Raw genomic sequence first — 22057 nt, 5'->3', positions numbered from 1 at the left:
AGGACGACACGGTGGCCGGCGACAAGCAAGCGGAGACGACGAGCATTCCCGCCGAGGCACGCGAGAAGCACGCGCAGCTCGCCGAGCAGATCGAGGAGCACCGCTTCCGGTACTACGTGAAGGACGCTCCCGTCATCAGCGACGCCGAGTTCGACCAGCTCCTGCGCTCCCTGGAGGCGCTGGAGGACGAGTACCCGGAGCTGCGCACCCCGGACTCGCCCACCCAGAAGGTCGCCGGGTCCTACGAGACGGAGTTCACCGCGGTCGAGCACCGCCAGCGCATGCTGTCGCTCGACAACACCTTCAACGACGACGAACTCGCCGCCTGGGCCCACCGCGTCGCCAGGGAACTGGGCGACCAGGAGTACCACTTCCTGTGCGAGCTGAAGGTCGACGGCCTCGCCGTGAACCTCACCTACGAGCACGGCCGTCTCACGCGTGCGGCGACCCGCGGCGACGGCCGCACCGGCGAGGACATCACCCCCAACGTCCGCACCATCGCGGAGATCCCGGACCGCCTCAAGGGCGACCGCGTCCCGGACCTCGTGGAGATCCGCGGCGAGGTCTACTTCCCGATGAGCAAGTTCGAGGAGCTCAACGCCCGCCTGGTCGCGGCCGGCGACAAGCCCTTCGCCAACCCGCGCAACGCGGCGGCCGGTTCGCTGCGCCAGAAGGACCCGCGCGTCACCGCCACCCGCCCGCTGCACATGGTCGTCCACGGCATCGGCGCCCTGGAGGGCTTCAAGGGACTCACCCGCCTCTCCGAGGCGTACGACCTGCTCAAGACCTGGGGCCTGCCCACCTCCCCGCACAACAGGGTGGTCGACGACCTCGACGGCGTACGGCAGTTCATCGCGCACTACGGCGAGAACCGCCACTCCGTCGAGCACGAGATCGACGGCGTCGTGGTCAAGCTCGACGAGATCCGCCTGCAGGGCCGCCTCGGCTCCACGGCCCGCGCACCGCGCTGGGCGATCGCGTACAAGTACGCGCCCGAGGAGGTCAACACCAAGCTCGTCAACATCCGCGTGGGCGTCGGCCGTACGGGCCGGGTCACGCCGTACGCGCAGGTCGAGCCGGTCACGGTCGCGGGCTCGGAGGTCGAGTTCGCCACGCTGCACAACCAGGACGTCGTCAAGGCCAAGGGTGTCCTCATCGGCGACACGGTGGTGCTGCGCAAGGCCGGTGATGTCATCCCGGAGATCCTCGGGCCCGTCGTCGACCTGCGCGACGGCAGCGAGCGTGAGTTCGTGATGCCGAGCGAGTGCCCGGAGTGCGGCACGCCGCTCCGGCCCATGAAGGAGGGCGACGTCGACCTGCGCTGCCCCAAGGCCCGTACCTGCCCCGCCCAGTTGCGCGAACGCCTGTTCTATCTCGCGGGGCGCAAGGCCCTGGACATCGAGCACTTCGGGTACGTCGCCGCGGCCGCCCTCACCAAGCCGCTGGAGCCCGGGGACCCGCCGTTGAAGGACGAGGGCGACCTGTTCGACCTGACCGTCGAGCAGCTGCTGCCCATCAAGGCGTACGTTCTCGACCAGGACAGCGGCCTGCCCAAGCGTGACCCGAAGACCGGCGAGGAGAAGGTCGTCACGGTCTTCGCCAACCAGGAGGGCAAGCCGAAGAAAAACGCGCTGGCGATGCTGGAGAACATCCAGTCCGCCAAGGAGCGCCCGCTGGCGCGCATCCTCACCGGCCTCTCGATCCGTCATGTCGGCCCGGTCGCGGCCGAGGCCCTCGCCCGCGCCTTCCGCTCGATCGACCGCATCGACGAGGCGAGCGAGGAGGAGCTGAAGAACACCGACGGCGTGGGCGAGATCGTGGCGCGCTCCGTGAAGGAGTGGTTCGCCGAGGACTGGCACCGCGAGATCATCCGCAAGTGGAAGGCCGCCGGTGTCCGCATGGCGGACGACAGTTCCGGCGAGGACGAGGGCCCGCTTCCGCTGGAAGGCCTTACCGTCGTCGTCACGGGCACCCTCGAACAGTTCACCCGGGACGGCGCCAAGGAGGCGCTGCAGAGCCGGGGCGCGAAAGTCACTGGTTCGGTTTCGAAGAAGACGTCTTTCGTCGTTGTGGGTGACAACCCCGGATCGAAATATGACAAAGCAATGCAGCTCAAGGTGCCCGTCCTGAACGAAGAAGGCTTCAACGTCCTGCTGGAACAAGGGCCGGACGCCGCTGCGGAACTCGCTCTTTCGGCCGAGGAATAGCGGTTGAAGGCCACCCGATCGGCGCATACCAGATGCATACGGGTGGCCGGGGCGCATTCGGGCAACCGTCGGCGACCGCTGCCCGTGGAAGCCTTCTGCGGCCTACTGTTGAGATGTGCGCCTGCCGTGCCCAGCTGCGGTTGGGGCACCCCCTGGTTCTTGAAGGTGCTTTCGAAAGGCCTTGAAGAGCAGGGGCAAGGGTTTTCCAACGCGGAGCCGTGGATGGTGGTCGAGGCGTGGGCCGCGTGGCGTGGGCACCGCCGGCTGTGAGAGGGACGGGAATGGAACCGACCGAGAGCGCCGCTCCGGACTCACGGCTGCGCCTGCGCCGCATGGCGGTCGCATGGCGCGCGGTCCGCGGGGCCGGACGGCCCCCGGGGCGTCCGGGCGCGGAGGGGCGCGCCGCCGGACGGCATCCCGGGGACGGGCGCGCCGCCGGACAGCGCGCCGCACCGGACGGCCGCGGCGCCGCGCGGCCCCAGCCGGCCACCGAGCACACCACCGGCCTGCCCGGCGCGGACACCGAACGGCACCTGTCGTGGCCCGCGCTGCCCGCGGCCGTCGTGGCGGCGGCCGGGTTCGTCCTGGGCGCCGGCTTCTACCGGGCGTTCACCGGCGGCCACGCGCTCTTCCCGTCCGGCACGGTCGGCTGGTCCCTGGCCGTCCTGACCGGCATCATCGTCGGCCACCTGGTCATGCTCGGCCGCGCCCGCTGGTGGGGCGGCACCGGCTCCGGCGCCGCCCTCACGCTCGCCGTGCTGCTGATGTACGGCTGGGTGCCGGCCGGCATGGTCAGCCTCACCGTCGTCGTCCTGGTCGGCATAGCCCGGCGGGGCCGCTGGCGGCAGGGCGTGCTGCACGGGGCGGTCGACCTGCTCGGCATCGGCGCCGGCGCCCTGGTGCTGGGCGTCTTCGGTTCCATACCGTCCGTCGAGAACCCCTCCGGACCGGACACCTGGACGGCCTACACCGCCCCCGAGGTGGTGCTGGTCGCCGCCGCCTACCTCGCGGTCACCCGCGTCCTGCTGTGGTACCTGCACGCCCCGCGCGCCGGCCTGCCCACCGTCGCCCGCACCGCCCTGGTCAGACACGGCCTGGTCGCGGTCGCCCTGCTCGGCATCGCCCCGCTGGTCTGCGTGGTCGCCTTCGCGCAGCCGGTGCTGCTGCCGCTGTTCTCCATCCCGCTGATCGCCCTCGACTCCACGCTGTGGATAGCCCGGGCCCGGGCGGAGGAGCAGCTGCGCGACCCGCTGACCGGGCTTCCCAACCGCCAGTGGCTGCTGGAACGCATCTGGACCGCTCTGGACGACGCCGAGCGCATCGACGCCCGCGCCGCCCTCATGCTGATCGACCTCGACCGGTTCCGATCGGTCAACGACACCCTCGGTCACCTCGCCGGCGACCGGCTGCTGCTCCAGATCGCCGACCGGCTGCGCCTCGCACTGCCGCGCGGCGCGGAGGCCGCACGGCTGGGCGGCGACGAGTTCGCCGTCTTACTGCCGGTCGCCGACTCGACCACCTCGGCGACCCGCATCGCCCGCAGTCTGGTCGCGGCCCTCAGCTCCCCGCTCGACCTCGACGGGCTCACCCTCGTCCTGGAGGCCAGCGCCGGAGTGGCCGTCTTCCCCGACCACGCCCTGGACGCCGAGGGACTGCTGCGCCGCGCGGACGTGGCGATGTACCAGGCGAAACGCGACCGTACGGGCGTCGAGGTCTACGAGTCCAAGCGCGACTCCAACACCCCGGACCGCCTGGGCCTGCTCGGCGATCTGCGCCGGGCCCTGGACGCCCACGAGGTCTCCCTGCACTACCAGCCGAAGGTCCGCTTCGACGGGCAGGTCGCGGGCCTGGAGGCCCTGGTCCGGTGGGTGCACCCCGAGCGGGGCAAGGTGCCGCCGGACGAGTTCATAGCGATCGCCGAGTCCTCCGGGCTGATGCCCCACCTCACCGAGTACGTGCTGGAGACCGCCCTCGCGCAGGTCGCCCAGTGGCGCGCCCAGGGCCTGCGGGTGCCGGTCGCCGTCAACGTCTCCCCGCGCGATGTCCACACCCCCGGCTTCGCCGGCTCCGTCGCCGCCCGCCTGGCCCGCCACGGCGTCCCCGCCGGCTCACTCCAGCTGGAGATCACCGAGCACGTCCTCCTGGAGGACCCGCAGCGCGCCGCCGACACCCTCAACGCGCTCACCGGCCACGGCGTGAAGATGTCCCTCGACGACTTCGGCACCGGCTACTCCTCGCTCGTGCATCTGCGCAGGCTCCCGGTGAGCGAGCTGAAGATCGACCGCTCCTTCGTGGCCCGGCTCGCGGTCGACACCGAGGACGCCGAGATCGTGCGCTGCACCGTCGACCTCGCCCACTCCCTCGGCCTGCTCGTCGTCGCCGAGGGCGTCGAGGACGACGAGACCTGGGAGCGCCTGCGCGACCTCGGCTGCGACGCCGTACAGGGCTGGCTGGTCGCGGCCGCGATGCCCGCCGAGGAGACCACGGCGTGGCTGCGGGCGCGCGGCTCACGGGGCTGGCAGCGCCCGGCGGCGGCCCTGCCGGCGGCCGCGGCGGACGATCCGGGCCGGGTCGGCTAGCCACCTCTCGCACGCCGAGCACGCCGAGCACGCCGAGCACGCCGAGCACGCCGAGCACGTCGAGCACGTCGAGCACGTCGAGCACGTCGAGCACGCCACGCCCGCCGAGCACACCGAGCACACGGAGCACGTCGAGGGAGCCGAGCGTCACAGGAGCCGGGCCTCAAGGGAGCCGAGCCTCAAGGGAGATCAGACATGTCGCTGCTCGTGCCGAAGTTCGACGACTCCGTGATCATCCGTGACGCCGATGCCGAGGTGGTCGGCGGCGCTCCCGTCGCCGTCAAGCTGCTGGCCGACAGCAGTGCGACCGGCGGGGCCCTGTCCACCGTGCGCGTCAGCCTGACCGAGGGAGCCGACGGTGCCCGCCCGCACCTGCACCGGGGCTCCGCCGAGATGTTCTTCCTGCTCGACGGTGCCCTCGAGGTGCTCTGCGGCGACGACATCGTCACCGCCGGGCCCGGCGACCTGGTCGTCGTACCGCCGGGCAAGCCGCACGCCTTCGCCGCCGCACCCGGGGCGACGGCCGACCTGCTGATCGTCATCACCCCCGGCGTCGAACGCTTCGAGTACTTCCGCCACCTCCAGCGCATCCGCCTCGGCGAGGCCACACAGGAGAGCCTGCTGGAGGTGCAGGAGCTGTACGACAACCACTTCCTGCGCAGCCCGGCGTGGGACGCCCGCCGTTGACCCAGGACGGCCTGCGGCAAACCGTTTCACGGGCACGGCCCCCCGCCCCATAGGATTGGGGCTAGTCGTCACATTCCCGTCTGCCGCGCGACGCCTGGCACGCACGCTCGCCGCGTTGCCGAACCGCCCACGTGGCTCCGCCACGAGGGCGCTCCGGCGCCTTGCGATCGCACGCGCCAGACGCCGCGCGGCCCGCCCTCCGGGCGGACGACGGGAATGCGACGACCAGCCCCGGCCCCAAACCACACACACTCACCCCAGAGGATCGCTGCATGCCTGGCATCACGCGCGAGGAGGTCGCCCACCTCGCCCGGCTGGCGCGTCTGGAGCTGAAGCCCGAAGAGCTCGACCACTTCGCCGGCCAGCTGGACGACATCATCGGCGCGGTGGCCCGCGTCAGTGAGGTCGCCGACCAAGACGTACCGCCGACCTCCCACCCGCTGCCGCTGACGAACGTCATGCGCGCGGACGAGGTCCGTCCCTCGCTCACCCCCGAGCAGGCGCTCTCCGGCGCCCCCGCCCAGGAGCAGCAGCGTTTCAAGGTGCCGCAGATCCTGGGGGAGGAGTAACCCGTCATGACGGACATCATCAAGCTCACGGCCGCCGAGACCGCCGCGAAGATCGCTTCCGGCGAGCTCACGGCCGTCGAGGTCACCGAGGCCCACCTCGCCCGGATCGAGGCCGTCGACGAGAAGGTGCACGCCTTCCTGCACGTCGACCGCGAGGGCGCCCTCGCCCAGGCCCGCGCCGTCGACGCCAAGCGGGAGCGCGGCGAGAAGCTCGGCCCGCTGGCCGGCGTCCCCCTCGCGCTCAAGGACATCTTCACCACCGAGGGCGTGCCCACGACCGTCGGTTCGAAGATCCTCGAGGGCTGGATCCCGCCGTACGACGCGACGGTGACCAAGAAGCTCAAGGCCGCCGACGTCGTCATCCTCGGCAAGACCAACATGGACGAGTTCGCCATGGGGTCGTCGACGGAGAACAGCGCCTTCGGGCCGACCGGCAACCCGTGGGACCTGACCAGGATCCCCGGCGGTTCCGGCGGCGGTTCCTCCGCCGCGCTCGCCTCCTTCCAGGCCCCGCTCGCCATCGGCACCGACACCGGCGGCTCCATCCGCCAGCCGGCCGCCGTCACCGGCACGGTCGGCGTGAAGCCGACGTACGGCGGGGTGTCGCGGTACGGCATGGTGGCGTTCTCCTCCTCCCTCGACCAGGGCGGTCCCTGCGCTCGTACGGTTCTGGACGCGGCCCTGCTGCACGAGGTCATCGCCGGACACGACCCGCTGGACTCGACCTCCATCGACGCCCCGGTCCCGCCGGTCGTCGAGGCCGCCCGCAACGGCAGCGTCGAGGGCATGCGCGTCGGCGTCGTCCGGCAGTTCCGCGGCGAGGGCTACCAGGCCGGTGTCATCCAGCGGTTCGACGAGTCCGTCGCGCTGCTGAAGGAGCTGGGCGCCGAGATCGTCGAGCTGGACTGTCCGTCCTTCGACCTGGCCCTGTCGGCGTACTACCTGATCGCGCCGAGCGAGTGCTCCTCGAACCTCGCCCGCTTCGACGGCCTGCGCTACGGCCTGCGCGTCGGCGACGACGGCACGCACTCCGCCGAGGAGGTCACCTCCCTGACCCGCGAGGCCGGCTTCGGCCCCGAGGTCAAGCGCCGCATCATGCTCGGCACGTACGCGCTCAGCTCCGGCTACTACGACGCGTACTACGGCAGCGCCCAGAAGGTCCGCACGCTCATCAAGCAGGACTTCGACAAGGCGTTCGAGCAGGTGGACGTGATCGTCTCCCCGACGACCCCGACCACCGCCTTCCCGATCGGCGAGCGCGCCGACGACCCCATGGCGATGTACCTCGCCGACCTGTGCACCATCCCGACCAACCTGGCCGGCAACGCGGCCATGTCGTTGCCCTGCGGCCTCGCGCCGGAGGACAACCTCCCGGTCGGTCTGCAGATCATCGCCCCGGTCATGAAGGACGACCGCCTGTACAAGGTGGGCGCCGCCGTCGAGGCCGCCTTCGTGGGAAAGTGGGGCCACCCGCTGCTCGAGGAGGCTCCGTCGCTGTGAGTGCGCTGACCAAGGCCAAAGGCTTCAAGAAGTCCAAGTCCGGTCTGTATGTGTCGATGGCCACGTCGGCCTTCGGTGTGATCGGTGTCGTCAAGCAGATCAAGAAGGCCCGTACCGAGAGCGACACGCTGCGGCTGGTCGACGCCATCGTCACCGGCGCCGCGGTCGTGACCAATCTCGCGATCCTCTACCGGGAGCTGAAGAGCCTCGGCGACGACGACGTTCTGCTGGGCTGAGAGGGAAGTTTCACCGTGACCATCACGACCGACCTGGTGTCGTACGAGGACGCACTCGCGACGTACGACCCCGTCATGGGCCTTGAGGTCCATGTCGAACTCGGCACCAAGACGAAGATGTTCTGCGGCTGTTCGACGGCGCTCGGCGCCGAGCCGAACGCGCAGACCTGCCCCACCTGCCTCGGCCTGCCCGGCTCGCTCCCGGTCGTCAACGCGACCGGCGTCGAGTCCGCGATCAAGATCGGTCTCGCGCTGAACTGCGAGATCGCCGAGTGGTGCCGGTTTGCCCGGAAGAACTACTTCTATCCGGACATGCCGAAGAACTTCCAGACCTCCCAGTACGACGAGCCGATCGCCTTCAACGGCTACCTCGACGTACAGCTGGAGGACGGCGAGACCTTCCGCGTGGAGATCGAGCGCGCCCACATGGAGGAGGACACCGGCAAGTCGACCCACGTCGGTGGCGCGACGGGCCGCATCCACGGCGCCTCGCACTCGCTCCTCGACTACAACCGCGCCGGCATCCCGCTCATCGAGATCGTCACCAAGCCGATCGTCGGCGCGGGTGAGCGTGCTCCCGAGGTGGCGAAGGCGTACGTCCGTGAGCTGCGCGAGCTCATCCGGGCGCTCGGCGTGTCCGAGGCCCGTATGGAGATGGGCCAGATGCGCTGCGACGTGAACCTGTCGCTGATGCCGAAGGGCACCGAGAAGTTCGGCACCCGCAGCGAGACCAAGAACGTCAACTCGCTGCGGTCCGTCGAGCGCGCCTGCCGCTACGAGATCCAGCGCCACGCCGCCGTGCTGAACAGCGGCGGCTCGGTGATCCAGGAGACCCGGCACTTCCACGAGGACACCGGGAGCACGACCTCCGGCCGGACGAAGGAGGAGGCCGAGGACTACCGGTACTTCCCGGAGCCCGACCTGGTGCCCGTGGCGCCCTCCCGGGAGTGGGTCGAGGAGCTGCGGGCATCCCTGCCCGAGCTGCCGCTGGTGCGCCGCAACCGGCTCCGTGAGGAGTGGGGCATCTCCGCGACCGACATGCAGGCGATCCTCAACGCCGGTGCGCTGGACCTGATCGTCGCCACGATCGACGCCGGTGCCGACGCGGCCTCCGCCCGCAAGTGGTGGATGGGGGAGCTGGCCCGCAACGCCAACGAGTCGGGCAAGGCGCTGGACGAGCTGGCCATCACGCCGCAGCAGGTGGCCCGCGTCACCGAGCTGGTGGCCTCCGGCGACCTGAACGACAAGCTGGCCCGCCAGGTCATCGAAGGCGTCCTCGCGGGCGAAGGCACCCCGGACGAGGTCGTCGACAAGCGCGGTCTGAAGGTCGTCTCCGACGAGGGCGCGCTCACCGCCGCCGTCGACGAGGCCATCGCCGGCAACCCGGCCATCGCGGACAAGATCCGCGGCGGCAAGGTCGCCGCGGCCGGTGCCCTGGTGGGCGCGGTCATGAAGGCCACGCGCGGGCAGGCCGACGCGGCCCGCGTCAAGGAGCTGATCCTGGAGAAGCTGGGGGTCGGCGAGGGCTGATCCTCGCAGGCGCCCCGAGGGGGATGCACCGGCCCCGGTGCATCCCCCTCGGCATGTGGTCAGAGACCTCGGCATGCGGTCAGACCTTGACTCGGCATGTGATCAGAGACCTCGGCAGCTGATCAGAGACCTCGGCACGTGATCAGGGACGGCGCCCGACCACACGTACGAAGCCCAGCGTGCGCCCCTCGTCCACGCGCAGCATCTCGGCGCACCGGCGGGACATCCGCACGTGGAAGTCGTCCGTGCTCTCCTCGGCGACGACCTCGCACCACAGCAGCCAGTCGCGCCAGCCGTCGGTCAGCCAGTCGGCGGCCTCGACCTGCACGGCACCGCTGCGGGTCCAGTGGCGCCGCCACCAGGCGGCCGAGTGGAAGCACCAGAAGTCCGGCTCCCAGAACGGCGTCAGGTGCTCCGGCGGCTCCAGGTCGTCGATCTCCTCCCGCAGCGCCGGTACGACGACCCCGATCCGCCCGCCCGGCTTCAGCAGCCTGGTCAGCGTGGGCAGGTACAGGTCGTCGGTGCCGAAGTACTGGTACGCGTCGATGGAGACGATCGCGTCGAAGCCGCCCTCGCCGAACGGCAGGTCGTGCGCCTCGGCGGACACCGGCAGCACGCGGTCGGCGACGCCGGCCTCGGCGATGCGCGCGGCGTTCTCGTCGGGCTTGACCCACAGGTCGGCCGCGGTGACCTGGACGTCGTACTCCCTGGCGAGGAAGACGGACGTCATGGCGCGTCCGCAGCCCAGGTCGAGCACGCGCGCGCCGGGGCGCAGGGTGTCGAGGCCGAGGGCGGGGGCCAGCCACTCCAGCAGCCACAGCGCGTGCGGGCCCATCTGGTTGTCGATGGTCCAGCGCGCGTCGTAGGCGCTGCTGCGGGGGTAGCGGGGGTGGTTCAGGCGGCTAGCGAGGTGGTTCGTGTCTGTGCTGTCCGACATGGGTGAACGGGCTCCTTGAGTCCGGGCAAGGGAACAGAGATGCGTCGGAGCTCGGTCGGGCCGTCAAACAATGCACCTGCTTCGGTCGGGCGGCGGGGGGCGCCGCGGAGGTCGGACGGGCGGACGGTAACAACCGACGGGGCGGCCTCGCACCTGGTTTCCCAGCCCGACGCGCTACGCTCCCGCGCCATGAGTGGACGCGCTGATTCCGACACGCACTCAGAGATGGCCGAGGTGCAGGAGGACGCCGAAGGCACGGCGCGGGAGGACGCCGCAGGGACTGGGGGGAAGGACGTCGCAGGGACCGGGGGGAAGGACGCCGGGGAGGACATAGCGCAGGAGGACGCCGAAGAGCCGGCAGGGGAGGCGCGGCGGGCCCGCTGGACGGCGGCCGGGACCGGGGCCGTGCTGGCGCTGGCGGGCCTGGCCGCGGCACTGCTCCGCATCACCGGCTCCGCCCCCGCGCTCGTCCCGGTCGCGTACGCCTGCGGGGCCGCCGTGTGCGCCCTCGCCGCCGTCCTGGGTGCCCGGGGACGCACCCGGCGGGCGCTGTGGCTGTTGATCGCCGGGGTGATGGTGATGGCGTTGGGGGACCAGTTCGACTGAGGGACACCGAGACGTTCCCGGTGCAGGGCCGTAGGGACGTGGGAGTCGCCGTGCCGGGCGACAGAGTGCACTGGGTTGTCCAGTGAATTGCCTCGCACTCCTGTGAGTAAGCCCACGAACGCGACAAATGATCACGACGCCCTGCAAGAGTGGCTAGGCATTGCTCATGCGTTCTTTGCGGGCCGTTCAGTTCATGGACCACTGTTCCCGGCCAAAGATCCACAAACAGTCACTCTGGGAGCTCGTTCGTGGCAGCCCTTGCACGCTGGTGTGTCCGACGCCGCCTGGTCGCCGTCCTGCTGTGGCTCCTCGCCTTCGGCGGGATCACCGCCGCCGCCTCCGTCGCCGGCTCCGCCTACTCGAACGACTACAAGGTCCCCGGCACCGAGTCCGGCCGCGCCACCCAGCTGCTGCACGACGGCTTCCCCGGCCTCGGCGGCGACAGCGACACCGTCGTCTGGCACACCACGTCCGGCACCGTCCGCGCCGCCGACGTCGAGCAGACGATGACCCGCACCCTGGACCGGATCGAGCACCTGCCCGGCGTGGCCGCCGTGACCAGCCCCTACGACGGTCACGGCACGGCCCGGATCAGCGAGGACGGCCGTACGGCGTACGCCACGGTCACCTTCGACGACCAGGCCCAGGACATCGACACATCCGAGGCGCAGGCCGTGGTGGACATCGCCAAGTCCGCCGAGACCGACGGACTCCAGGTCGAGCTGGGCGGCAGCGCCATAGGGCTCACCGAGTCCTCCGACGGACACCTCGCCGAGGTCGTCGGTGTGCTCGTCGCCGTGGTCGTGCTCTTCCTCGCCTTCGGCTCGCTCGCGGCCTCGCTGCTGCCCATCGCCACCGCGCTGGTCGGCGTCGGCACCGCCTACGCCGGGATCGTGCTGCTCGGGCACGTCATGACGGTCGCCGACTTCGCGCCCATGCTGGGCATGCTCATCGGGCTCGGCGTCGGCATCGACTACGCGCTGTTCATCGTCACCAGACATCGGCGCGGCCTGAAACGCGGCCTGTCCGTCACCGAGGCCGCCACGAACGCCGTCGCCACCACCGGACGGGCGGTCGTCTTCGCGGGCGCGACCGTTTGCATCGCCCTGCTGGGCATGCTGATCCTGCGGCTCGGCTTCCTCAACGGCGTCGCCATCGCCGCCTCGCTCACCGTGATCCTGTCGGTCGCGGCCTCCGTGACCCTGCTGCCCGCCCTGCTGTCCTTCATCGGCGTGCGCGCCCTGAGCCGCCGCGAGCGGCGCCGCCTGGCGGAGCACGGGCCCGAGCCCGAACTGCCGACCGGGTTCGCCGCCCGCTGGTCGGCGTTCGTGGAGCGCCACCCCAAGGTGCTCGGCGCCGTCGCCCTCGTCGTGATGGCCGTCCTCGCGCTGCCCACGCTCTCCCTGCACCTGGGCACCTCCGACCAGGGCAACGACCCGAAGACGGCCACCACCCGCCAGGCCTACGACCTCCTCGCCGACGGCTTCGGACCCGGTGTGAACGGCCCCCTCACCCTCGTGACGAAGGTGCACGGCGCCGAGGACCGGCTCGCCCTGGACAACCTCGACACCAGCCTCCGCTCCACCGAGGGCGTCGCGTCGGTGACGCCGGTGACGTACGACTCCGGCGGCGACACCGCGTACCTCACCGTCGTACCGGAGTCCTCGCCACAGTCGAAGGACACCAGCGACCTCGTCGACCGGCTGCGCTCCGAGGTGCTGCCGCGCGCCGAGGCGGGCACCTCGCTCGATGTACACGTCGGCGGCGTGACGGCCGGCTACGACGACTTCGCCGCCGTCATCGTGGACAAGCTGCCCGTCTTCGTCGGCGTCGTCATCGGCCTGGGCTGCCTGCTGCTCCTGCTCGCCTTCCGGTCCGTCGGCATCCCGCTGAAGGCCGCCGCGATGAACGTCGCCGCCGTCGCCGCCGCCTTCGGCGTCGTCGTCGCGATCTTCCAGTGGGGCTGGGGCAGCGAACTGCTCGGCCTCGGCAGTGCGGGCCCCATAGAGCCCTTCCTGCCCGTGATCATGGTCTCCGTCCTCTTCGGGCTCTCCATGGACTACCAGGTCTTCCTGGTCAGCCGGATGTACGAGGAGTGGCTGGAGACCGGCGACAACCGGCGTGCCGTCCGGGTCGGCCTCGCCGAGACCAGCCGCGTGATCAACTCCGCCGCCGTGATCATGATCTCGGTCTTCCTCGCCTTCGTGCTCAGCGGCGACCGCGTGATCGCCATGTTCGGCATCGCCCTGGCCGCCGCCGTCGCCCTCGACGCCTTCGTGCTGCGTACGCTCCTCGTCCCCGCGCTGATGCACCTGCTCGGCGGCGCCAACTGGTGGCTGCCCCGCCGGCTCGGCAAGTGGCTGCCCCGCATCAGCATCGAGCCGCCCGAGTCCCGTGCCGCCCATGAGAGGCTGGCCGCCGCGACGGACGCCGAGGTGGCGGACGTCCTGGCTCAGGAGGAGCGGAAGCGGGATGTACGCGATACCACTGGGTGACGACGCCGAACTGCGGCCGCTGGAGCCCTGGCGCGCCGAGGAGTTCCTGGCACACCTGGAGCGGGGCAGGGAGTTCATCAACCAGTACATCCCCTTCGGCTCCCAGGCCACGGACGTGGCCGGCGCCCGGGAGGTGCTCCAGCGGTACGCCGACATGCGCGCCGCCGACACCGGGTCCCTGCACGGCCTGTGGCTGGAGGGCAAGCTCGTCGGCGGTGTCCTGTTCCTCAACTTCGACGCGGCGAACGGGAACTGCGAGGTCGGCTGCTGGCTGGAACCCGCCGGCACCGGACGCGGCCTCGTCACGCGCGCGATGCGCGTCCTCATCGACTGGGCCGTCGACGAACGCGGCATCCACCGCGTCGAGTGGGTCGCCGCCTCCGGCAACCAGCCGAGCATCAACGTCGCCCGGCGCCTGGGCATGACCCGCGACGGGGTACGGCGCGAAGCCCACCCGTATCGTGGCGTGCGGCACGACCTCGAGGTGTGGTCCGTGCTGGCGCCCGAGTGGCGCGCGGCACGCGCGCGTGCCGCTCACAACGATCATTAAGCAACCTCTCAGACAGCGACCGTACGGTGCGAGGCATGGCAACGAAAGCAGTGGACGAGACCGAGGCCGCCGAGGCCAGGACCGACGAGGAGGCGGTGGACACCACCAAGTCCGACGACGCCGGGTCCGACGACGTGAACACGTCCGACGACGTGACCGGGTCCGAGGGCGGCGCCGAGCAGCCCGAGAGCCGGGAGGAAGGCCCCTCCGGCGTCGGACAGGGGGCGGGTGCCGTCGTCTCCGTCGCCCTCGGCATCGTCTCGCTGACCGGCAGCTGGGTCGGCACCGTGGCCGCCGCGCGCGAGACCCTCATCGGCCAGCTTCAGACCGCGTCCTCCGCGGGCGTCGCCAAGCAGGTCAAGGAGGTGTACGGCGACGCCTGGCAGACCAGCGCGCTGTGGGGCGGCCTGTTCGCGCTCACCGCGCTGATCGTCGGCGTCGTGGTGCTCGCCCGGCCCGCCTTCGGGGCGCCCGGCCGGACGCAGGCCCCGTGGATCAAGTCGGTCGCCTGGGCGGGCGTCTCGATCGGCGTCATCGGCCTGTTCCTGGCCGTCCTCAAGTACACCGACGTCCTGCTCGGACTGCCCTCCACGAGCTGAGTCACCGCAGGCCCTGAGGGGTCTTAGGCCCTCCGTACGCACCTTACGGAGGCCCTGAGACCCCTCATGCGCGTCTAAGGCCCCCGACCGCCGCCGAAGATGCGGAACTCTCCCGATGTGGCCGCCCCACCTGGGAGACGAAGGTGGAGGCATCGCAGCGAGCGAAGCCGGAAACCTACCTCTCACCAGGGAGACGCCGTGTACGCGTACGAGTTCCAGCAGTCCCGTTCCGCCGACCTCATCCGCCGGGCCGAGCACCAGCGGCTGGTCCGCGAGGCCGTCCGGGCCCGCCGCGCCGCCCGCCGGGAAGCGGCACGACGCACCTCCGAGGCCGACAGCCATACCCGCCGCTCCCGCCGGCACTGGTTCGCCCGGGCCGCGTGACCGCCGGGGCGGGGGAGGACGGCCGCGCGGGGGACGGCCGTCCTCCCCAGGGCACCGGTACGCGCCCTGCCGGAGGCACCGGTACGCGCCCACCCGGGCACGCCGGTACGACACCTGCCCTCCCCGCGGGACCGGCGGCCGTCCTCCCGAAACTCGGTGCCGCTCCGCCCGCCCCGCGTGCGATGCTCGGGACCGTGGAGACCAGGTCCGTCAGTCCCGTGTTCGTCGGCCGCACCGGCGAGTTGGACACGCTGAACGACGCGCTCGCCCGTGCCGCCGCGGGCGAGCCGCAGGCGGTGCTGATCGGCGGCGAGGCCGGCGTCGGCAAGACCCGCCTCGTCGAGGAGTTCGCCGGCGCCGCCCGCCGCGGGGGCGCGCTCGTCGCGCTCGGCGGCTGCGTCGAGATCGGCGCCGACGGGCTGCCCTTCGCCCCCTTCTCCACCGCGCTGCGCGCCCTGCGCCGCGAAATGCCCGCCCCGTTCGCCGCCGCGGCCGCCGGCCAGGAGGAGGAACTCGGCCGGCTGCTGCCCGAACTCGGCACGGCCGCCGGCCGGGACGCCGCCCGGCACGACGAGGAGGGCATGGCCCGCCTCTTCGAACTCACCGCCCGCCTGCTGGAGCGGGTCGCCGCCGACCACACCGTCGCCCTCGTCCTTGAGGACCTGCACTGGGCGGACGCCTCCACCCGCCACCTGCTCGCCTACCTCTTCCGCACCCTGCGCACCGGCCGCCTCGTCGTCCTCGCCACCTACCGCTCCGACGACATCCACCGCCGCCACCCGCTGCGGCCCCTGCTCGCCGAACTCGACCGGCTGCGCACGGTCCGCCGTATCGAGCTGAGCCGCTTCACCCGTGACGAGGTGGGCCGCCAGATCGCCGGCATCCTCGCCCACGAACCCGAGCCGGCCCAGGTCGACGAGATCTTCGAACGCTCCGACGGCAACGCCTTCTTCGTCGAGGAACTCGCCGTCGCCGCCCACGAGGGCTGCCGCACCGGCCTCACCGACACCCTGCGCGACCTGCTCCTGGTACGCGTCGAGGGCCTGCCGGAGAGCGCCCAGCGGGTCGCCCGGATCGTCGCCGAGGGCGGCTCCACCGTCGAGTACCGGCTGCTGGCCGCCGTCGCCCGGCTCGCCGAGGACGACCTCATCGAGGCGCTGCGGGCCGCCGTCAACGCCAACATCCTCAGCGCCGCACCCGGCGGCGACGGCTACCGCTTCCGCCACTCCCTGGTCCGCGAGGCCGTCAGCGACGACCTCCTGCCCGGCGAACGCTCCCGCCTCAACCGCCGCTACGCCGAAGCCCTTCAGGCCGACCCGACGCTCGTCCCCGCCGACGAACGGGTCATGCGCCTGGCCAGCTACTGGTACCACGCCCACGACGCCGCCAAGGCCCTGCCCGCCGTCCTCGACGCCTCCGTCGAGGCCCGCCGCCGCCACGCCTACTCCGAGCAACTACGGCTCCTGGAACGGGCGATGGAGCTGTGGGACGCCGTCCCCGCCGAGGTACGGCAGACCCTGCGCCCGGCCGACTACACCGAGGTCTACCCTCCCTGCGGCTGCGACCCGGCCACCACCCCGCTGCGCTACCTCGACCTGATGGCCGAGGCCGCCGTCGCCGGACGGCTGTGCGGGGAACGGGAACGCGCCCTGAAGATCACCAAGCGCGCCCTGCGGCTCCTGGAGGAGGAACCGGACCCGGTGCGGGCCGCCTGGTTCTGGGTGCAGCGCTCCCGGCTCACCCAGGGCCTGGCCCGCGGCGACGGCTGGGCGGAGCTCGCCACCGCCCAGGACCTGGTGCGCGGACTGCCCCCCTCCGAGGTGCACGCCGAGGTGCTCGCCATGGTCGCGGGCTGGTCGATGCTGCACGAGCCGGGCCCCGAGGCCATGGCCGCCGCCGAGCGTGCCGTCGAGTACGCCCGTATGGTCGGCGCCCACGACATCGAGCTCAACGCCCGGCTCACCCTCGGGGGCCTCATGACCGACGCGGGCGACATCGACCGCGGGCTCGCCGAGATGTACGAGGTCAAGGACCGGGCGGCGGAGCTGGGCGCGACCGGCGTGCTCAGCCGCAGCTACATCAACCTGCCCTCGGTGCTGGAGGGCGTCGGCCGCTCCAAGGAGGCGGTCGGCATCCTTCAGGAGGGCGTCCGGCTCACCCGCAGGCTCGGCCGGCTGGACTCCGACGGCTGGGTGTGGGGCAACCTCGCCGAGTCGCTGCACTCGCTCGGCCGCTGGGAGGAGGCCGCCGAGGCCGCGACCAACGCCCAGCGCGTCGAGCAGAGCGCCAAGCCGCGCTCCGGAGGTTTGATGCGGCTGGCCCACCTCGCCCTCGACCGGGGCGACCTGACCGAGGCCGCCCGCCATCTGAGCGCCGCCCGCTCCTGCTTCGGCACCCACGACCCCATGCCGCAGTACACGCTGCCGATGAGCTCCATAGCCATCGGGGTGGCCGCGGCCCAGGGCCGCCTCGCGGATGCCCGAGCGGAACTGCTCACCGTCCTCGCGGTCGGCTTCCCGCCCGGCACCCAGCGCTACGGCTGGCCGCTGCTGCTCACCGCCGCCACCGCCGAGGCCGACGCCTACGGGCTCCCTGCCGCCGAACCCGATCGCCCGGACATCCTCGAACGCATCCGCAAGGCCGCGAAGACCCTGGCCACCGGCGTCCCCGTCTGGCGGGCGCACGACCAGTGGCTGCGCGCCGAACTGCTGCGCGCCGAGGGCCGGACGGCACCGGAGGAGTGGTTCGAAACCGTCGCCGCCATGGAGCCGCTGGAGCGGCCGTACGATCTCGCGCGCGTCCGCTTCCGTCTCGCCGAGGCGCTCCTGGCCTCCGGCCCGGGCGAGGACGAGCGGGCCCGCGCCACGGAACTCCTCCGCCTCGTCCACGCCGTCGCCGGCCACCTCGGCGCCCGGCCGCTCGCCGAGGCCGCCGAGCTGCTCGCCCAGCGCGCCCGCCTCCCGATCAGCCACGCCCCGGAGGCGGCCCTCGCCCCCGCCGACCCCGTCGAGGCGCTCCGCCTCACCAGCCGGGAACGCGACGTCCTGCGCCTGGTCGCCGCCGGCCGCACCAACCGCCAGATCGCCGAGGAACTCTTCATCTCCCCGAAGACGGCCAGCGTCCACGTCTCCAACATCCTCGCCAAGCTCGGCGTCTCGGGCCGGGGCGAGGCGGCGGCGGTGGCCCACCGGGTGGGACTGTTCCCGGCCGAAACACTCACGTCCCGGAGCGCGGGCTGAGGCTTACGCTGTCAGGGATGCCGCGGCCGAGGGAGGCCTTCGTGTTCAACGTCTTCGAGGAACTGTTCGCACCCGGCCGCAAGCACACCCGCGACGAGCAGAACCGGCTGGAGCTGACCCGTGAGGACGTCGGGGACGGCGACCCCGGACGCGGGCCGATAGACCTCACGTCCGGGAAGGTCGTCGTACGGCCACCCGCACAGCCCGGATCCGAAGCGGAGTCCTTGGAGGACTGAGCGCCGGGGCCGCGTGACTGCTGCCGCCCCCGCCTGCCCAGGGCCCGGTGCTACCTCACCCGCACCTCCAGGATCCGGTCGTCGTCGTCCTTCGGGTTGCCCCGGCCGTCCGTGTTGCTGGTCGTCAGCCACAGCTTGTCGCCGCCCGCCGGGACCACCGTGCGCAGCCGGCCGTACTCCTCCTCGAGGAAGGCCTGCGGGTCCGCCGAGGCCTCCGTGCCCTTCAGGGGGATGCGCCACAGGCGCTGTCCGCGCAGGCCCGCCATCCAGATCGAGCCCTCGGCGTAGGCGATGCCGCTGGGGGAGGCCTCCGCCGTGGTCCACTGGGCTATCGGGTCGTGGAAGTCCGTGTCGTCGGACCGGCCCTCGGCCTGGGGCCAGCCGTAGTTGTCACCCGGCTTGATCGCGTTCAGCTCGTCCCAGGTGTCCTGCCCGAACTCCGAGGCGAACAGGCGCTGCTTGGTGTCCCAGGCCAGACCCTGCACATTGCGATGGCCGTACGAGTAGACGGGGGAGTCCGGGAACGGGTTCCCGGGGGCCGGCTCGCCCTCCGGGGTCAGGCGCAGGATCTTGCCGCCCACGGAGTCCCTGTCCTGGGACAGGCCCGTGTCACCGCTCTCGCCCGTGCCCACGTACAGCAGCTTGTCCGGGCCGAACTCGATCCGGCCGCCGTTGTGGACCACGCCCTTGGGGATGCCCTTGAAGACCGTGTCGGGCGCGCCCAGCTGCTCGCCGGAGGGCTTCTTGTCGTCGTACAGCATGCGGACGATGCGGTTGTCCGAGGCCGAGGTGAAGTACGCGTAGACCATGTGGTCCGAGGCGTAGTCGGGGGAGAGCGCGATGCCGAGCAGGCCGCCCTCGCCGGCCGGGGAGACGCCCGGCACCTCGCCCAGCTCCGTCTTCCGGCCCGTCCTGCCGTCGACGCGGATGATCGTCCCGTCGTCCCGGGAGGAGACGAGCAGGTCGCCGTCCGGCAGCGGGGCCAGGCCCCAGGGGCTCCGCAGGCCCGTGGCGACCGTGCGGACCACCTTCACCGAGCCCTTCGCGGGAGGTGCCTGTTCGGTGGCTTGTTCCGAGGGTTTCGCCTGCCCGGCCGTACTGCTCGGGGGCGCGTTCCCGACGCCGCCCGACGATCCTCCGTCGTCGGAGGAGCAGCCGGCCGTCAGCAGGAGCGTGGCCGCGGCCAACACGGCCGTCACGGCTCGACGTTGCACGATCATGGTCCCTTCGACGCGGCGGGTTCTACCTGTCTTACACCGCTCGCGCCTCACAGGTTCCCGATCACCGAAACCCGAACCAGCGGCACACCCACCACACACGGGGTTTCCGCCCCTCACACGTGCACTGCACACGGGGTTTCCGCCCCTCACACGCGGTTTCCACGCACCACGTGCGGGGCCTCCCCGCCACATGCGGGGCTTCAGTCCCACGACCCCTGCGCCGCCGGCAGCTCCGCCACCTCCGTCAGGTCCTCCGGCGTCAGGCGCAGGTCCGCCGCGGCCGCGTTCTGCGTGACCCACCGCTCCTGCTTGGTGCCCGGCACCGGCACCACGTGCCGGCCCTGGGCCAGCACCCACGCCAGTGCCACCTGGGCCGGGGTGACGTGCTCGCCGTGGCGGGACGCGATCCGGCGCAGGCCCACCACGATCGGCTGGTTCGCGGCCATCATCTCGGCCGTGAAGCGGGGGTGCCGGGCCCGGACGTCGTCCGCCTCGAAGCCCTCGCCGGGCGTCAGCGTGCCGGTCAGGAAGCCGTTGCCGAGCGGCATCGCGGCGAGGAAGCCGACGCCGCGCGCCTCGCACCACGGCAGCAGCGCCTCCAGCGCCTCCGACGACCACACCGACAGCTCCGCCTCCACCGCGCTCACGGGGAAGACCTGCTGCACCCGCTCCAGCTGCCGGATCGTCGCGTCATGCAGCCGCGCCCCGGGCCGCCGGGCCGACCGGGCGCCCACCGCGCACAGTCCCAACGCCCGTACCTTTCCGGCCTGGACGAGCTCCGCCATCGCGCCCCAGGTCTCCTCCACCGGAACCTCCGGGTCCGCCCGGTGCAGCTGGTAGAGGTCGATGACGTCCGTCTGCAGGCGGCGCAGGGACGCGTCGCAGGCCCGCTTGACGTACCCGGGGCGGCCGTTGGCCACGATGTGCTGGTCGCCCACCAGCAGACCGACCTTCGTCGACACGAACGCGTCGGCCCGCCGCTCCTTCAACACCCGCCCCAGCAACAGCTCGTTGGTGAACGGGCCGTACATGTCGGCCGTGTCCAGCAGGGTCGAGCCCAGGTCGAGCGCCCGGTGCACCGCCCTGAGCGACTCCTCGCCGCGCTGCCGCGACGCGCTGTACGCCCAGCTCATCGGCATGCACCCGAGTCCGACGGCCCCCACCGCGAGTGCCGCCGCCCCGATCGTCCTGCGCTCCACCTGGTCGTGACCCTCCCTCGTACGGCCACCCCAACCTAACCTCTGCCGCCCGACGCTCCTGACATAGCCTCCGAAGCATGACTGCTGACGTGTGGCTGCCCATCCCGCCGGACGAGATCGAGGGGCTCCCCGAGGGGCCCGACTACCGCTTCTGGGACGGTGCCGAGGACTTCCCCGCGGACCCGGCCGACTGTGCCTTCTACGTCGTCCCCTACATGAAGCCCAGCCCGCTGTGCGTCCGCCCCCTGCCGCACATGAGCTCCGTCCAGGTCGTGCAGACGCTGTCGGCCGGCATCGACCACGTGGAGCCGGGGCTGAAGCATCTGCGGCCGGGCGTGCTGCTGTGCAATGCGCGCGGGGTGCACGAGGCCAGCACCGCGGAACTCACGCTCGCGCTGATCCTGGCCTCGCTGCGCGGCATCCCCGACTTCGTCCGGGCGCAGGACACAGGGGAGTGGCTGGGCGGGTTCCGGCCCGCGCTGGCGGACAAGAACGTGCTCATCGTGGGATACGGCTCGATCGGCGCGGCGATCGAGGACCGGCTCGTTCCGTTCGAGGTGGCGCGGGTGGCGCGCGTCGCGCGCTCCGAGCGCACCACGGCGCGCGGGCCGGTGCACCCGCTCACCGAACTGCCTTCCCTCCTCCCGGAAGCGGACGTCGTCATCCTCTCCACGCCGCTCACCGAGGCCACCCGCGGCCTGGCCGGCGCGGATTTCCTGGCGCGGATGAAGGACGGCGCGCTCCTCGTGAACGTCGCCCGAGGGCCCGTCGTCGACACCAAGGCCCTGCTCGCCGAGCTGGAGACCGGCCGCATCACCGCGGCTCTCGACGTCACGGATCCGGAGCCGCTGCCCGCCGAACACCCCTTGTGGCGTGCGCCGGGCGTGCTCATCAGCCCGCACGTCGGCGGGCCCACCTCCGCCTTCCTGCCGCGCGCCGGGCGGCTGTTGGTGGACCAGTTGAGGCGTTTCATGAACCGGGAGCCGCTGCGGAACGTGATCCTGACGACGGGCGCAACAGGCGCGTAATCCACTTCGGGTACCGTCCGCAATCGTCTGGACGCGGTGGGTACTCGTATTCGGACTGATCGTCACGGAGAGTAGAGAACCTATGTCGCTGAGTGACGAGACTGGTGTATCGTCCCGACAGGGGCTGCGCCGCGCACCGTTCGGCGCCGGGGATGGAGCACTTCAGACTGTGAGGGGGGCGACGGGCGATGCACGGCCTATGGACGAGCGATCCGACGCGGCGGGGCAGTCGGCTGCGACCCTGGCGCGCTGCCGC

The 22057-nt window shown here is 71.9% G+C and carries 18 protein-coding genes; 15 read left to right on the top strand and 3 right to left on the bottom strand.

Features of this window, described 5'->3' with window-relative positions:
- The first annotated feature begins 11 nt into the window (after positions 1–11).
- The 7 genes from ligA to gatB all read left to right on the top strand — a co-directional run bounded on the left by ligA (position 12) and on the right by gatB (position 9308).
- The gene (gene ligA, locus ACYVMZ_RS24720; RefSeq protein ID WP_461083191.1) at positions 12–2207 is read left to right on the top strand and encodes an NAD-dependent DNA ligase LigA; all 2196 of its coding nucleotides are present in this window, start codon (positions 12–14) and stop codon (positions 2205–2207) included.
- A gap of 281 nt (positions 2208–2488) precedes the next feature.
- Complete coding sequence (locus ACYVMZ_RS24715; protein ID WP_461083189.1) at positions 2489–4786, top strand: putative bifunctional diguanylate cyclase/phosphodiesterase; 2298 nt, start codon at positions 2489–2491, stop codon at positions 4784–4786.
- Positions 4787–4981: 195 nt separating this feature from the next.
- Positions 4982–5473, top strand: a complete 492-nt coding sequence (locus ACYVMZ_RS24710; RefSeq protein ID WP_461083187.1) for a cupin domain-containing protein — start codon at positions 4982–4984, stop codon at positions 5471–5473.
- A 272-nt stretch (positions 5474–5745) separates the two neighbouring features.
- On the top strand, positions 5746–6042 hold the full coding sequence (gatC, locus tag ACYVMZ_RS24705) for an Asp-tRNA(Asn)/Glu-tRNA(Gln) amidotransferase subunit GatC (protein ID WP_006130840.1): 297 nt from the start codon (positions 5746–5748) through the stop codon (positions 6040–6042).
- A 6-nt stretch (positions 6043–6048) separates the two neighbouring features.
- Positions 6049–7542, top strand: a complete 1494-nt coding sequence (gene gatA / locus ACYVMZ_RS24700) for an Asp-tRNA(Asn)/Glu-tRNA(Gln) amidotransferase subunit GatA (RefSeq protein WP_461083184.1) — start codon at positions 6049–6051, stop codon at positions 7540–7542.
- A complete protein-coding gene (locus tag ACYVMZ_RS24695; RefSeq protein WP_461083182.1) occupies positions 7539–7778 on the top strand; it encodes a hypothetical protein in 240 nt (79 codons plus the stop codon). The genes gatA and ACYVMZ_RS24695 overlap by 4 nt, the downstream gene beginning before the upstream one ends.
- Positions 7779–7793: 15 nt before the next feature.
- The gene (gatB, locus tag ACYVMZ_RS24690) at positions 7794–9308 is read left to right on the top strand and encodes an Asp-tRNA(Asn)/Glu-tRNA(Gln) amidotransferase subunit GatB (RefSeq protein WP_461083180.1); all 1515 of its coding nucleotides are present in this window, start codon (positions 7794–7796) and stop codon (positions 9306–9308) included.
- 142 nt (positions 9309–9450) lie between these two features.
- Here the strand turns inward: gatB and ACYVMZ_RS24685 are convergent, their stop codons facing one another.
- Positions 9451–10245: an SAM-dependent methyltransferase gene (locus ACYVMZ_RS24685; protein ID WP_461083178.1), complete on the bottom strand. Its 795-nt coding sequence runs from the start codon at positions 10243–10245 to the stop codon at positions 9451–9453.
- 189 nt (positions 10246–10434) lie between these two features.
- Between ACYVMZ_RS24685 and ACYVMZ_RS24680 the strand changes: the two genes are divergently transcribed.
- From ACYVMZ_RS24680 to ACYVMZ_RS24650, 7 genes are all read left to right on the top strand, one after another.
- On the top strand, positions 10435–10851 hold the full coding sequence (locus tag ACYVMZ_RS24680; RefSeq protein WP_461083176.1) for a hypothetical protein: 417 nt from the start codon (positions 10435–10437) through the stop codon (positions 10849–10851).
- Positions 10852–11099: 248 nt separating this feature from the next.
- The gene (locus tag ACYVMZ_RS24675) at positions 11100–13346 is read left to right on the top strand and encodes an MMPL family transporter (RefSeq protein WP_461083174.1); all 2247 of its coding nucleotides are present in this window, start codon (positions 11100–11102) and stop codon (positions 13344–13346) included.
- Positions 13324–13896: a GNAT family N-acetyltransferase gene (locus ACYVMZ_RS24670; RefSeq protein WP_461083172.1), complete on the top strand. Its 573-nt coding sequence runs from the start codon at positions 13324–13326 to the stop codon at positions 13894–13896. Before ACYVMZ_RS24675 ends, ACYVMZ_RS24670 begins: the two co-directional genes overlap by 23 nt.
- A 35-nt stretch (positions 13897–13931) precedes the next feature.
- Positions 13932–14495 (top strand): hypothetical protein, encoded by a 564-nt coding sequence (locus ACYVMZ_RS24665; protein ID WP_461083170.1) that lies wholly within the window; start codon positions 13932–13934, stop codon positions 14493–14495.
- Positions 14496–14693: 198 nt separating this feature from the next.
- The gene (locus ACYVMZ_RS24660; RefSeq protein WP_461083168.1) at positions 14694–14879 is read left to right on the top strand and encodes a hypothetical protein; all 186 of its coding nucleotides are present in this window, start codon (positions 14694–14696) and stop codon (positions 14877–14879) included.
- A 182-nt stretch (positions 14880–15061) separates the two neighbouring features.
- On the top strand, positions 15062–18118 hold the full coding sequence (locus ACYVMZ_RS24655; protein ID WP_461083166.1) for a helix-turn-helix transcriptional regulator: 3057 nt from the start codon (positions 15062–15064) through the stop codon (positions 18116–18118).
- A 41-nt stretch (positions 18119–18159) separates the two neighbouring features.
- The gene (locus tag ACYVMZ_RS24650) at positions 18160–18354 is read left to right on the top strand and encodes a DUF6191 domain-containing protein (RefSeq protein ID WP_461083299.1); all 195 of its coding nucleotides are present in this window, start codon (positions 18160–18162) and stop codon (positions 18352–18354) included.
- 50 nt (positions 18355–18404) lie between these two features.
- On the opposite strand, the gene ACYVMZ_RS24645 is transcribed toward ACYVMZ_RS24650, so the two are convergent.
- Both ACYVMZ_RS24645 and ACYVMZ_RS24640 read right to left on the bottom strand, forming a co-directional pair.
- Entirely contained in the window at positions 18405–19574 is a 1170-nt protein-coding gene (locus ACYVMZ_RS24645) for a PQQ-dependent sugar dehydrogenase (protein ID WP_461083164.1), read from the bottom strand.
- A gap of 200 nt (positions 19575–19774) precedes the next feature.
- The gene (locus tag ACYVMZ_RS24640; RefSeq protein WP_461083162.1) at positions 19775–20773 is read right to left on the bottom strand and encodes an aldo/keto reductase; all 999 of its coding nucleotides are present in this window, start codon (positions 20771–20773) and stop codon (positions 19775–19777) included.
- A gap of 77 nt (positions 20774–20850) precedes the next feature.
- Here ACYVMZ_RS24640 and ACYVMZ_RS24635 point away from each other — a divergent pair, with 77 nt between their 5' ends.
- Complete coding sequence (locus ACYVMZ_RS24635) at positions 20851–21801, top strand: 2-hydroxyacid dehydrogenase (protein ID WP_461083160.1); 951 nt, start codon at positions 20851–20853, stop codon at positions 21799–21801.
- Positions 21802–22057: the final 256 nt, after the last annotated feature.

The sequence above is a fragment of the Streptomyces deserti genome (assembly GCF_054782695.1).
This window is presented reverse-complemented; position numbering and strand designations above follow the sequence as displayed.

Excerpts from the sequence above, each read along its gene's own strand:
- ACYVMZ_RS24715 (WP_461083189.1), top strand. The coding sequence starts at position 2,489 with ATGGAACCGACCGAGAGCGCCGCTCCGGACTCACGGCTGCGCCTGCGC.
- ACYVMZ_RS24710 (WP_461083187.1), top strand. The coding sequence starts at position 4,982 with ATGTCGCTGCTCGTGCCGAAGTTCGACGACTCCGTGATCATCCGTGAC.
- gatC (WP_006130840.1), top strand. The coding sequence starts at position 5,746 with ATGCCTGGCATCACGCGCGAGGAGGTCGCCCACCTCGCCCGGCTGGCG.
- gatA (WP_461083184.1), top strand. The coding sequence starts at position 6,049 with ATGACGGACATCATCAAGCTCACGGCCGCCGAGACCGCCGCGAAGATC.
- ACYVMZ_RS24685 (WP_461083178.1), bottom strand. The coding sequence starts at position 10,245 with ATGTCGGACAGCACAGACACGAACCACCTCGCTAGCCGCCTGAACCAC.
- ACYVMZ_RS24680 (WP_461083176.1), top strand. The coding sequence starts at position 10,435 with ATGAGTGGACGCGCTGATTCCGACACGCACTCAGAGATGGCCGAGGTG.
- ACYVMZ_RS24670 (WP_461083172.1), top strand. The coding sequence starts at position 13,324 with ATGTACGCGATACCACTGGGTGACGACGCCGAACTGCGGCCGCTGGAG.
- ACYVMZ_RS24665 (WP_461083170.1), top strand. The coding sequence starts at position 13,932 with ATGGCAACGAAAGCAGTGGACGAGACCGAGGCCGCCGAGGCCAGGACC.
- ACYVMZ_RS24655 (WP_461083166.1), top strand. The coding sequence starts at position 15,062 with ATGCTCGGGACCGTGGAGACCAGGTCCGTCAGTCCCGTGTTCGTCGGC.
- ACYVMZ_RS24645 (WP_461083164.1), bottom strand. The coding sequence starts at position 19,574 with ATGATCGTGCAACGTCGAGCCGTGACGGCCGTGTTGGCCGCGGCCACG.
- ACYVMZ_RS24635 (WP_461083160.1), top strand. The coding sequence starts at position 20,851 with ATGACTGCTGACGTGTGGCTGCCCATCCCGCCGGACGAGATCGAGGGG.